The organism is Streptomyces sp. SCPE 10 (genome assembly GCF_051980735.1).
GTDB lineage: Bacteria > Actinomycetota > Actinomycetes > Streptomycetales > Streptomycetaceae > Streptomyces > Streptomyces misionensis.
Genome location: NZ_CP197069.1, coordinates 3,156,793 through 3,169,412, shown reverse-complemented (window position 1 = coordinate 3,169,412; position 12,620 = coordinate 3,156,793). Strand labels below are relative to the sequence as shown.

The window sequence follows — 12,620 nt, the reverse complement described above, 5'->3', positions numbered from 1 at the left end:
TCCGGCCGGATTGTCAGTGGGGCCGGGTACGGTCTTGGGCATGGGGAAGCAGGCAAGCGCGCACATCGTCTGGGACTGGAACGGCACGCTCTTCCACGACAACGAGGCGATCATCGGGGCGACCAACGCCGCGTTCGCGGAACTGGGGCTGGCGCCGATCACGCTGGAGCAGTACCGGGCGCTGTACTGCGTGCCCGTGCCGAAGTTCTACGAGCGGCTGATGGGGCGGCTGCCGACCGAGTCCGAGTGGGAGCTGATGGACGGCGTCTTCCACCGGTGCTACACGGAGCGGCGGGCGCGGTGCGCGCTGACCGACGGCGCGGCGGAGCTGCTGCTGGGGTGGCGGTCGGCGGGCCACAGCCAGTCGCTGCTGAGCATGTACGGGCACGAGGAACTGGTGCCGCTCGTGCGGGGGTTCGGGATCGAGGAGCACTTCGTCCGGGTGGACGGGCGCACCGGCCCGTCCGGCGGGAGCAAGGCGGAGCACATGGTGCGCCATCTGTCCCGGCTGGCGGGGGCGGTGGACCCGGCGCGGACGGTGGTGATCGGAGACGCGGCGGACGACGCGGTCGCGGCACGGCACGTCGGCGCCGGGGCCGTGCTGTACACCGGGGGCTCGCACAGCAGAGCCAGCCTGGAGGAGGTCGGCGTGCCCGTGGTGGACACGCTGGCGGAGGCGGTCGAGGTGGCGCAGCGCATAGCCGCCTGACCGGGGGCTCGGCGACGGCCCGTGCGCCCGGTCCCCGGTGCCCTGCGCCGGCCCCTCAGTTGACCGGGGCCTTGGCCCGCAGCACCTTGATGAACTCCCGCATCCAGCCGGGGTGATCCGGCCAGGCCCGCGCCGAGACCAGTGTGCCGTCGGTCACCGTCTCCGCGTCCTGGAAGCTCGCGCCGGCCGCCTGCATATCGGGTTCCAGCGCCGGGTAGGCCGTGACGCGCCGGCCGCGCAGGGTGTCGATCGCGGCGGTGAGCAGCGGGCCGTGGCAGATCTGGGCGACCGGCTTGTCCGCGTCGAAGAAGGCCTTCAGGATCTTGCGCAGTTCGGGATCGTTGCGCAGGTACTCGGGGGCCCGCCCGCCGGGGATGACCAGCGCGACGTACTCCCCGGGGTCCACCTCGGCGAAGGACAGGTCGGCCGGCCAGGTGTAGCCGGGCTTCTCGGTGTAGGTGTCGTAGCCGGGCTCGAAGTCGTGCACGACGAAGCGGAGCGTCTTGCGGGAGGGGGCCGCGATGTCGACGCCGTAGCCCTCCTCGCGCAGCCGCTGGTAGGGGTAGAGGACTTCCAGGGACTCCGCTGCGTCACCGGTGACGATGAGGATCTTCGCAGGCATGTCGGCGCTCCTCCGGACAGGGACAGGCTCCTGGTCGTACCCAGGGTGCGGCGCGCGGCGGCCGGACGCTACCCCGTCCCGCACCTCGACCGGCTGATTCCGGTTACGTCACCCGGGTGGCGCTGGACGCTGTGCAGAACGTCAAACTTCGACCCCCTGTTTTGTACACATACGGCTCATGACGGTTCCCGGGTGAGGAGCGATAGCCTTGTGGCGTGATCAGCGCGATAGCTCGCGGGGCCGATCCGGCTCCCGCCCTGCGCCCGGGTTGCACGGAGCATCTCCGTGACCGGGCGGCGGTCGCTGGTCTTCGCGGGCGGTGCGGGGGCGCGGATGCCCTCCGGACGCCGAGGACGGCTCGGACGGCGACGGCGCCGAGAGCAGCGTCACACCCGGCGGTCGTGTCGGAAATGGCCGAATACCCCCCGCTCATCTCACCTCGCGGCATAGCGTCGGAACGGACCGGAAACCCCGGGCCGTGGCGTCGAGCCGCAGGGGAAGAGCCAGTACTTCCTTCTACGTCACGCAACGGCGCGCGACAGGAGCCAGAGGACAATGCAGACCAAGCTGGACGAAGCCAAGGCCGAGCTGCTCGAGAGGGCCGCCCGGGTAGCTGAGAACAGCCCGGTCGGGGGGCACCTACCGACCGGGTCGACGGGGGAGGGAGCCCCGGACACCCCGGACGGCGAGTCCACCCTCGCGTTCCTCCAGCGCTACTACCTGCACACGGCACCGGAAGACCTCGCCGACCGCGACCCGGTCGACGCCTTCGGCGCCGCGGTCTCGCACTACCGTCTCGCCGAGAACCGCCCCCAGGGCACCGCGAACGTCCGGGTGCACACCCCGACGGTCGAGGAGAACGGCTGGACGTGCAGCCACACGGTCGTCGAGGTCGTGACCGACGACATGCCGTTCCTGGTCGACTCCGTCACCAACGAGCTGACGCGCGGCGGACGCGGCATCCATGTCGTGATCCACCCCCAGTTCGTGGTCCGCCGCGACCTCACCGGCAAGCTGCTGGAGGTCCTGCCGACCCCGCCCACCTCCGCCGGTGACCTGCCGCACGACGCGCACGTCGAGTCCTGGATCCACGTCGAGATCGACCGGGAGACCGACCGCGCCGACCTCAAGCAGATCGCCGCCGACCTGCTGCGCGTGCTGTCCGACGTCCGGGAGGCCGTCGAGGACTGGGAGAAGATGCGCGAGGCGGCGACCCGGATCGCCGGCGAGCTGGAGACCGAGCCGGTCCCCGCCGACATGCCCCAGCCGGAGGTCGAGGAGGCCCGTGAGCTGCTGCGCTGGCTCTCCTCCGACCACTTCACCTTCCTGGGCTACCGCGAGTACGAGCTGCGCGGTGACGACATCCTGGCCGCGGTGCCCGGCACCGGTCTCGGCATCCTGCGCTCCGACCCGCAGCACGCGGAGGACGACCAGCACCCGGTCAGCCCGTCCTTCGAGCGGCTGCCGGCCGACGCCCGCGCCAAGGCCCGCGAGCACAAGCTGCTGGTGCTGACCAAGGCGAACAGCCGGGCCACCGTGCACCGGCCGTCGTACCTGGACTACATCGGCGTCAAGAAGTTCGACAAGGACGGCAACGTCGTCGGCGAGCGGCGCTTCCTCGGCCTGTTCTCCTCGGCCGCGTACACCGAGTCGGTGCGCCGGGTGCCCGTCATCCGCCGCAAGGTGGCCGAGGTGCTGGAGCGCGCCGGGTTCTCGCCCAACAGCCACGACGGCCGCGACCTGCTCCAGATCCTGGAGACCTACCCGCGCGACGAGCTGTTCCAGACGCCGACCGCCGAGCTCCAGTCCATCGCCACCAGCGTGCTCTACCTCCAGGAGCGGCGCCGACTGCGGCTCTACCTGCGCCAGGACGAGTACGGCCGCTACTACTCGGCCCTCGTCTACCTGCCGCGCGACCGCTACACCACCGGCGTGCGCCTGCGGATCATCGACATCCTGAAGGAGGAGCTGGGCGGCACCAGCGTCGACTTCACCGCCTGGAACACCGAGTCGATCCTGTCCCGGCTGCACTTCGTCGTGCGCGTCCCGCAGGGCACCGAGCTGCCCGAGCTGTCCGACGCCGACAAGGAGCGCATCGAGGCCCGCCTGGTCGAGGCCGCCCGCTCCTGGGCGGACGGGTTCGCCGAGGCGCTCAACGCCGAGTGCGGCGAGGAGCGCGCCGCCGAGCTGCTGCGCCGCTACACCAACGCCTTCCCCGAGGGCTACAAGGCCGACCACAGCCCCCGCGCGGCCGTCGCCGACCTGGTGCACCTGGAGCGGCTCACCCGCGAGAAGGGCGCCGACTTCGCGCTGAGCCTGTACGAGCCGGTGGGCGCCGCCCCCGACGAGCGCCGCTTCAAGATCTACCGCACCGGCGAGTCCGTCTCGCTGTCCGCGGTGCTGCCGGTGCTCCAGCGCATCGGCGTCGAGGTCGTCGACGAGCGGCCGTACGAGCTGCGCTGCGCGGACCGCACCACGGCCTGGATCTACGACTTCGGTCTGCGCATCCCCACGCTCGGCGGCGCGGGCGGCGACCTGTTGGGCGACGACGGCCGCGAGCGCTTCCAGGAGGCGTTCGCCGCCACCTGGACCGGCCGCGCGGAGAACGACGGCTTCAACGCCCTCGTGCTCAGCGCCGGGCTGAACTGGCGCGAGGCCATGGTGCTGCGCGCCTACGCCAAGTACCTGCGCCAGGCCGGTTCGACCTTCTCGCAGGACTACATGGAGGACACCCTCCGCAACAACGTCCACACCACCCGCCTGCTGGTCTCCCTCTTCGAGGCGCGGATGTCGCCGGAGCGGCAGGGGGCCGGCCTGGAGCTGACGGACGCGCTGCTGGAGGAGCTGGACGCGGCGCTGGACCAGGTGGCGAGCCTGGACGAGGACCGCATCCTGCGCTCCTTCCTGACCGTCATCAAGGCGACCCTGCGCACCAACTTCTTCCAGCGGCGCGCCGACGGCAGCCCGCACGACTACGTGTCGATGAAGTTCGACCCGCAGGCCATCCCGGACCTGCCCGCGCCGCGCCCGGCGTTCGAGATCTGGGTGTACTCGCCGCGCGTCGAGGGCGTGCACCTGCGCTTCGGCAAGGTCGCGCGCGGTGGTCTGCGCTGGTCCGACCGGCGCGAGGACTTCCGCACCGAGATCCTGGGCCTGGTCAAGGCGCAGATGGTGAAGAACACCGTCATCGTGCCGGTGGGCGCCAAGGGCGGCTTCGTCGCCAAGCAGCTGCCGGACCCGGCCAAGGACCGCGACGCGTGGCTGGCCGAGGGCGTCGCCAGCTACAAGACGTTCATCTCGGCGCTGCTGGACATCACCGACAACATGGTCGGCGGCGAGGTCGTCCCGCCCAAGGACGTGGTCCGGCACGACGGCGACGACACCTACCTGGTCGTCGCGGCCGACAAGGGCACCGCCACCTTCTCCGACATCGCCAACGGGGTCGCCGAGAAGTACAACTTCTGGCTGGGCGACGCGTTCGCCTCCGGCGGCTCGGCGGGCTACGACCACAAGGGCATGGGCATCACCGCGCGCGGCGCGTGGGAGTCCGTCAAGCGGCACTTCCGCGAGCTGGGCGTGGACACCCAGTCCGAGGACTTCACGGTCGTCGGCATCGGCGACATGTCCGGTGACGTGTTCGGCAACGGCATGCTGCTGTCCGAGCACATCCGCCTGGTCGCCGCCTTCGACCACCGGCACATCTTCATCGACCCGAACCCGGACGCGGAGACCTCCTACGCCGAGCGCCGCCGCCTGTTCGAGCTGCCCCGTTCCAGCTGGGCGGACTACAACAAGGAGCTGCTGTCGGCGGGCGGCGGGATCTTCCCGCGCAGCGCCAAGTCGATCCAGCTCAACGCGCACATCCGCGAGGCCCTCGGCATCGAGGACAAGGTCGCCAAGATGACCCCGGCCGACCTGATGAAGACGATCCTCAAGGCGCCGGTCGACCTGCTGTGGAACGGCGGCATCGGCACCTATGTGAAGTCCTCCGCGGAGTCCAACGCGGACGTCGGCGACAAGGCCAACGACGCCATCCGCGTCGACGGCGCCGACCTGCGGGTCAAGGTCGTCGGCGAGGGCGGCAACCTGGGGCTGACCCAGCTCGGCCGGATCGAGTTCGCCACGCAGGGCGGGAAGATCAACACCGACGCGATCGACAACAGCGCCGGTGTGGACACCTCCGACCACGAGGTGAACATCAAGATCCTGCTCAACGGGCTGGTCGCGGACGGCGACATGACCGTCAAGCAGCGCAACAAGCTGCTCGCCGAGATGACCGACGAGGTCGGCGCGCTGGTCCTGCGCAACAACTACGCGCAGAACACCGCGCTCGCCAACGCGCTGTTCCAGGCCAAGGACATGCTCCACGCCCAGCAGCGGTTCATCCGCCACCTGGTGCGCGAGGGCCACCTGGACCGGGCCCTGGAGTTCCTGCCGACCGACCGCCAGATCCGCGAGCGCCTCGCCCAGGGCCAGGGCCTGACCGGCCCGGAGACAGCCGTGGTGCTGGCGTACACGAAGATCACGGTCGCCGAGGAACTGCTGCACACCTCGCTGCCGGACGACCCGTACCTGCGCACCCTGCTGCACGCGTACTTCCCGACCGCGCTGCGCGAGCGGTTCGCGGAGGCCGTCGACAACCACCCGCTGCGCCGCGAGATCACCACCACGGTGCTGGTCAACGACACGGTCAACACGGGCGGTACGACGTATCTGCACCGGCTGCGCGAGGAGACCGGCGCCTCCCTGGAGGAGATCGTCCGCGCCCAGACCGCGGCCCGCGCGATCTTCTGCTCGGCCCCGGTGTGGGACGCGGTGGAGGCCCTGGACAACCGGGTCGACGCGGACGTGCAGACCCGGATCCGGCTGCACTCGCGCCGCCTGGTCGAGCGCGGCACCCGCTGGCTGCTCAACAACCGCCCGCAGCCGATCCAGCTCGGCGAGACGGTGGAGTTCTTCGCCGAGCGCGTCGAGCAGGTCTGGCAGCAGCTGCCCAAGCTGGTGCGCGGCGCGGACCTGGAGTGGTACCAGCACGTGTACGACGAGCTGTCCGCGGCCGGCGTCCCGGACGAACTGGCCACCCGCGTGGCCGGGTTCTCCTCCGCCTTCCCGGCGCTCGACATCGTCTCGGTGGCCGACCGGATGGGCAAGGAGCCGCTGGACGTCGCCGAGGTCTACTACGACCTCGCCGACCGCCTCGGCATCAGCCAGCTGATGGACCGCATCATCGAGCTGCCGCGCAACGACCGCTGGCAGTCCATGGCCCGCGCCTCCATCCGCGAGGACCTGTACGCGGCCCACGCGGCGCTCACCGCGGACGTGCTGACGGCGGGCAACGGCACCTCCACGCCGGAGCAGCGCTTCGGTGAGTGGGAGCAGCGCAACGCTCCCATCCTGAGCCGGGCGCGCACCACCCTGGAGGAGATCCGCAGCTCGGACTCCTTCGACCTCGCCAACCTGTCGGTGGCGATGCGGACGATGCGGACGCTGCTGCGCACGCACTCGTAACCGCGGGACGACGGGAACGCCCCGGGCCGATGGACCATCGGACCGGGGCGTTCCCTTTCTTGCCGACCTTTGTACCAAAACGATCTGCCGATTTACTGTTTCCTGCTAATCGGTGTGATTCGGATAGGGTCTGCGCTGGGAGAGTCAATTCCCTGGGCTTTCATTTTTCGTCTATCGCATACGGGTGTTCCAGCAGGATGCACGCAGCGCCGTCTGACCTCGAAGAGCACGTGAGCCGAAGCACGCCGCCGAACGGCACCGCACGGGCGGCCCGGGCGCTGCCCCAGGCCGCCGCCGTGCTGGTCCTGGTGCTGCTGCTCCTGGTGATCGTCCGGCTGCCGTGGATCGGCGACCTGGGCATGCACGCGGCCACCGTGCAGCGGCTGAGCCACGACCTGCTGCACCCCGGCAACCCGCTGGTCGACGCGGACACGCCGAGCCCGTACTACTCGCCGTGGATGCTGGTGCTCGGCGCGCTCGCCAAGGTGACCGGCCTGTCGGTGTTCGTGGTGTTGCGCGCCGCCGCGCTGGTCGGCCTCACCCTGCTGGTCACCGGCGTGTGGCGGTACGTGCGCACGCTCAGCGCGCACCGGGCGGCGCCGGCGCTGGCCCTGCTCAGCCTGGTGCTGCTGTGGGGGACGGCGGTCCTCAACTGGAGCGGCTTCGTCGGCCTGCACTCCCTCGCGCTGACCATCGCCTACCCGAGCGTGTTCGCGCTGGGGCTCACCTTCCACTTCTGGGCCTGGCTCACCCGCGCCCTGCGGGCCGAGGCCTCCTGGGCGCGCTGGCTGGGGCTGGGCGTGCTGTGGGCGCTGGTCCTGCTGTGCCACCAGTTCACGGGCGTCGTCGCCACGCTCGGCGCGCTGGCCATGGTGGTCTCCGCGCGGCCCGGCCGGGCGGTGTGGCTGCGGCTCGGCGGCGGGCTGCTCCTCGGAGCGGTGCTGCTGTGGCTGTGGCCGTACTACGACTTCTTCTCGCTGTTCTCCGCCGGGTCCGACCTGGAGGCCATCCACAAGCCGCTGTACGAGCACCTGGGCACCCGGTTCGGGCTGGTGCTGCTGGGAGTTGCGGCGCTGGCGCTGCGCTTCAGGCGGGACCGGTGGGACGCCCTCGTGCTGTTCTTCGTGCTCGGCGCGCTGGTGTTCGCGGCGGGCGGGCTGACCGGGCACTACAGCTGGGGCCGGGCCATGCCCGCCGCGCTGATCCCGGCGCAGCTGGCCGCGGCCCTGGAGGTGGTGACGGTCGGCCGCCGGGCGGTGCGGACCGGGTGGGCGTGTCTGCTGGGCGTCGCGCTGGCGGTCGGGGCGTGGGCGCAGGCCGGGACGCTCGGGTACGCGACCGGCAAGGGAGCGCTGCCGTCCGTGCTGGCGGCCAAGTACCAGGCGCCCTGGGTGGGATACCACTGGATCACGCCGTGGGTGCGGTACGGGGACGTGGTGATGGCGCGGACGTATCCGGCGCGGCAGATCCCGGCGTACGGGGCGTACACCGTCGCGCCGGGCTATCCCGATGTGTTCCTGCCGGACGCCGCGCGGCGGTCGGCCGCGGTGGACCGGTTCTTCGCGGACGGGACGACCCCGGCGCAGCGGCAGGGGATCCTGCGCGAGTACGGCGTGCGGTGGGTCGTCGGGCCGGCCGGTCTGGCCGGGCCGGGCCTGCGGAAGGTGACCACGGGCCCGGCGAACCAGGTCCTGTACCGGGTCGAGCGCTGAGCCGCCCACGGCCGGCCTGAAGCACCATGGCCGGCCTGAAGCACCATGGCCGGCCTGAAGCACCATGGCCGGCCTGAAGCACCATGGCCGGCCTGAAGCACCATGGCCGGCCTGAAACACCGCGACCGGCATGAAACACCGCGGCCCCGTGGATGTCCACGGGGCCGCGGTGCCATGGCGCTGTCGCGCGCCCGGCGCTACTTCAGAACGCTCGCCACCAGCTTCGCCGCCTTGCGGACCCTGGGGCGGGCGATCTTGCGCAGGACCGGCCGGATCACCGTGGCCGTCGCGCCCACCGGGCGCCAGCGCAGCTGGAGACGGCCGGGGTTGCGGCCCTCCGGCTCCACCGTGACCTCGTGTGGCGTCGCACCGGAGCGGTAGTCGACGCGGGCCGTGGCCGCGGGGAAGTCCAGCGGGGCCAGCAGGACACCGGAGTTCCACAGGCCCTGCTGGTTCAGCCGGACCAGGGGGTGGCGGATGCCCTCGAAGCCCTGGAGGGGGAGCTGCGCGGCGGCGAGGTCCAGCCGGACGGTGCCCTCGAAGACGCCGGGGCTGACCGGGTCCAGCCGGAAGGGCACCGTCATCCGGCGCCCGCCGGGGGAGAGGATCAGACCGGCCCGCTGGGGCCCCACGGGGAGCCGCAGCCCGGGATCGTACGTGCGGATGGCCAGCGTGAGCGAGGCCCCGGCGCCGCGGGTCAGTTCGGTGATCTCGTGCCGGAACTGCGCCGTCGGGAACGGGCGCGTGTCCAACTCCAGGTCGGCCACGGCCAGTTCGCGGCGGCCCCGGTCCGTGTCCGGGACGCTGTCGCCCCAGTACGGCACGCCCGCCGCGTCCGAGGTGACCCGGCGCGGCGCCACCTCCTGGCCGAGCCCGCGCGCCGCCGTCCGGACGTCGGCGAGACGGCCCGAGCGCAGCAGTTCGAGGACGATCCGCTCGGGGCGGGGCAGCCGGGTGTAGGCGCCGGGGGCCAGGGTGTCCAGGTACGGGTTCATGATGTCCGCGAAGGCGGCCAGCCACTCGTCGTCCCGGTAGGGCAGGTCGCCCGCGTACATCCGGAAGTCGTGCTTGAGGAACTTGTAGTCCTTGTCCTCCCGCAGCCCCGCGTGCCCGCTCTCCACCAGGAAGTCGTCGATGAGCCGCTGGACGTGCACCCGGTCACGGACGTTGGTGACCTTGTGCCGCTGGTTGGAGATGGACGCCGAGGCGGCCGCCGCGTACGGGTCGATGTACCAGACGTACACCGGGTCCGGGATGATCGTGAACGCCTTGGCCAGGCAGTACGCCTGCGCCGAGAACAGCTGGTCCTCGTAGTGGATGCCCTCGGGGAAGCGCAGGTCGTGCCGGTCCAGGAAGGCACGCGCATACATCTTGCTGGTCGACAGGTGCTCGAAGAACAGCCGCGGGTCCGCCTCGATGCCCTCGATCGTGCGGTGCTCGGCGACCAGGTGCGGCATCCACGTGGTACGGCGGCCGTTGTCCACGCGGACCCGGCGCACCGCGCCCATGGTGAAGTCGACCTCGCGTTCGCGGTGCGCGGCCAGCAGCAACTCCACGGCGTTGGGCGGGAGTTCGTCGTCGCTGTCGAGGAACATCAGATACGGCGCGCGGGCGATCTCGATGGCCCGGTTGCGCGGCGCGCTGCACCCGCCGCTGTTCTCCGGCAGCCGCAGGTAGCGGACGCGGGGGTCCTCGGCCTCCAGACGGCGCGCCACGGTCGGCGTGTCGTCGGTGGAGTGGTCGTCGCTGATGATGATCTCGATGTTGGCGTGCGTCTGCGCGCGCAGCGAGGCGACCGCCCGGGGCAGGCGGGCCGCGTCGTTGTAGACGATGACGGTGACCGTGACGTCGGGGGTCGTGGCCTGGGTCGTCATGCCGTGGCCTCCTCGGGGGTCGGGGCGGGGGTGCGGTCCTCGATCGGCAGCACCGGTGGCAGTGCCTCCTCCGGCTCGCCGAGGAACACCCGCCGTACGACCCGCTCGGCGGCGCGGCCGTCGTCGTACTCGCAGAACCGGCGCCGGAAGGCGGTCCGGGCCTTGGCCGCGCGGTCGTCGCGCCAGGCGCCGGAGCGGAAGATCTCCGTCAGCTCCTCCTGGGTGCGGGCGACCTGCCCGGGGTGCTCGGTCATCAGGTCGAAGTAGACGCCGCGGGTGGTGCGGTAGGTCTCCCAGTCGTCGGCGTAGACGACGATCGGGCGGTCCAGGTTGGCGTAGTCGAACATGATCGACGAGTAGTCCGTGACCAGCGCGTCGGCGGCCAGGCACAGCTCCTCGACGGGGTCGTAGGAGGAGACGTCGATGATCCGGCCGGAGCGGCGCAGACCGGTCAGCGGGGAGGTGGCGCCGCCGTAGAAGTAGTGGGCGCGCACCAGCAGGACCGTGTCCTCGCCGAGCCGGTCGGCGAGTTCGGCGAGGTCCAGGCGCGGGGTGAAGCCGGCCTCGTAGTCGCGGTGGGTGGGGGCGTAGAGCACGGCCGTCTTGCCGGGCGCGATGCCGAGCCGTTCGCGGGCGGCGCGCACCGCGGCGGCGTCGCTGGTGTAGAAGACGTCGTTGCGCGGGTAGCCGTAGTCCAGCGAGGTGTAGCGGGCCGGGTAGGCGCGCTCCCACATCCGGGTGGAGTGGCTGTTGGCGCTGACGCTGTAGTCCCAGCGGTCGATGCGGGCCAGCAGCGCGGCGAAGTCCAGGCCCTTGGCGGCGGCCGGGTGCTCGATCTGGTCCAGGCCCATGCGCTTGAGCGGGGTGCCGTGGTGGGTCTGGAGGTGGATCGCGTCGGGCCGCTTGACCACCGCGTTGGGGAAGTTGACGTTGTTGACGAGGTACTTGGCGGTGGCCAGTACCTCCCAGTAGCGGCGGGTGCCGGGGACCACGTGGTCGGTGCCGGGCGGCAGCAGGGCCGTGTTGTCCTTGGACACCACCCACACCGGGTGGATGTGCGGGGCGAGTTCGGTCAGCTTGGCGGCGATCGCGGCCGGGTTGCAGGCCACCCCGCGCTCCCAGTAGGCCGCGAACACCGCGAGGTGGGGATCGACGGGCCGGCTCAGGGCGCGGCGGTACTGCTGGTCGCGCAGCTTGGTGCCGACCTGGCGCTTGCGGGTGCGCACGGCCTTGCGCGCGGCGCGCCGGGTGCGGTTGGCGGCCTGGAACGCGCGGTACTTGGTGTACGCGCCCTCCTCCAGCAGCGCGTGCCGCACGCCCTCCACGCCCGAGGGGCGCTCGTACCGCTCGGGGCGCCAGCGCACCGCGGCGAGGGAGGCGCGGCGGAAGAACTCGCGGGCGACCGCGTCGGGCAGGTTCTCGCCGGCGAAGGTGCGCACCAGGTCGCGCATCATCAGGTCGTAGAGCACCACGCGGGGGGCGCGGCGGTCCTTGGCGAGCGGCATCAGCGACTCGTAGCGCTCGATCAGCCCGTAGCGGTCCTCGGGGGCCAGCGGCGGCAGGCTTTCGGGCCGCAACTCGCGGTTCTCGTAAGCCACTTGGTTCAGGCAGGCGACGCGGCCCGCGTGCAGCAGGGCGGCGCGGGCGGCGCGCGGCTCGTCGTCGGTGGTGAGCTGTTGCTCGTGCGCCTGCCAGAACTCCCGGCGCAGGGCGCGGTTGCCGAGCAGCGGGGTGAGCCGCAGCAGGTCGGCGGCCTCGTCCAGGGGCAGGGCGGCGCGGCCCACGGCGGCGAGGAAGCGGCCGTCGCGCGAGGGGCGGGCGGCGCTCTGCCAGGTGGTGGTGAGGTGGTCGAGCAGGAGGACGTCGACGGAGTCGTCCAGTTCGGCGGCGCGTTCGGCGATCAGCCGGGGCGCGCCGGCGGGCAGGCCGTCCTTGGCGTGCACGAAGTGCAGCCAGCGGCCGGAGGCGCGGGCGGCGCCGGCGGACCGGGCCTGGGCGTCACCGGTGCCGTCCGGAAGCGGCACGACGATCGTCTCGGGGGCGTGGCCCGCGGCGGTCTCCCGTGCCCAGTCGCCGACCGCGGCGACGATGATCTCGGCGTCGGACAGCGGATGCGCTTCGAGCGTGTCGAGCAACTCCGTCAGATGCCCCTGCGCGTTGGGTCCGTAGACGATGACGCTGAGTTGGGGCATCGC

Annotated in this window: 6 protein-coding genes; 3 read left to right on the top strand and 3 right to left on the bottom strand. The window is 71.8% G+C overall.

The genetic code is table 11. The features are described 5' to 3' along the window. Window positions 1–40: 40 nt before the first annotated feature. On the top strand, window positions 41–709 hold the full coding sequence (locus ACSP97_RS14795) for an HAD family hydrolase (RefSeq protein WP_355153579.1): 669 nt from the start codon (window positions 41–43) through the stop codon (window positions 707–709). A gap of 55 nt (window positions 710–764) precedes the next feature. Here the strand turns inward: ACSP97_RS14795 and ACSP97_RS14790 are convergent, their stop codons facing one another. Further along, window positions 765–1,331: a DJ-1/PfpI family protein gene (locus tag ACSP97_RS14790; protein WP_440557866.1), complete on the bottom strand. Its 567-nt coding sequence runs from the start codon at window positions 1,329–1,331 to the stop codon at window positions 765–767. A 555-nt stretch (window positions 1,332–1,886) separates the two neighbouring features. Between ACSP97_RS14790 and ACSP97_RS14785 the strand changes: the two genes are divergently transcribed. Further along, window positions 1,887–6,839 (top strand): NAD-glutamate dehydrogenase, encoded by a 4,953-nt coding sequence (locus ACSP97_RS14785; protein ID WP_355325051.1) that lies wholly within the window; start codon window positions 1,887–1,889, stop codon window positions 6,837–6,839. Window positions 6,840–7,036: 197 nt separating this feature from the next. After that, window positions 7,037–8,551, top strand: coding sequence for a hypothetical protein (locus ACSP97_RS14780; protein WP_440557863.1), 1,515 nt, complete (start codon window positions 7,037–7,039; stop codon window positions 8,549–8,551). Window positions 8,552–8,748: 197 nt separating this feature from the next. On the opposite strand, the gene ACSP97_RS14775 is transcribed toward ACSP97_RS14780, so the two are convergent. Then, a complete protein-coding gene (locus tag ACSP97_RS14775; protein ID WP_355153571.1) occupies window positions 8,749–10,425 on the bottom strand; it encodes a glycosyltransferase family 2 protein in 1,677 nt (558 codons plus the stop codon). Further along, a complete protein-coding gene (locus ACSP97_RS14770; RefSeq protein ID WP_358681596.1) occupies window positions 10,422–12,617 on the bottom strand; it encodes a CDP-glycerol glycerophosphotransferase family protein in 2,196 nt (731 codons plus the stop codon). Before ACSP97_RS14770 ends, ACSP97_RS14775 begins: the two co-directional genes overlap by 4 nt. Window positions 12,618–12,620: the final 3 nt, after the last annotated feature.

Coding starts and splice junctions, on each gene's coding strand:
- ACSP97_RS14795 (WP_355153579.1), top strand. CDS start 41: ATGGGGAAGCAGGCAAGCGCGCACATCGTCTGGGACTGGAACGGCACG.
- ACSP97_RS14785 (WP_355325051.1), top strand. CDS start 1,887: ATGCAGACCAAGCTGGACGAAGCCAAGGCCGAGCTGCTCGAGAGGGCC.
- ACSP97_RS14770 (WP_358681596.1), bottom strand. CDS start 12,617: ATGCCCCAACTCAGCGTCATCGTCTACGGACCCAACGCGCAGGGGCAT.
- ACSP97_RS14775 (WP_355153571.1), bottom strand. CDS start 10,425: ATGACGACCCAGGCCACGACCCCCGACGTCACGGTCACCGTCATCGTC.
- ACSP97_RS14780 (WP_440557863.1), top strand. CDS start 7,037: ATGCACGCAGCGCCGTCTGACCTCGAAGAGCACGTGAGCCGAAGCACG.
- ACSP97_RS14790 (WP_440557866.1), bottom strand. CDS start 1,331: ATGCCTGCGAAGATCCTCATCGTCACCGGTGACGCAGCGGAGTCCCTG.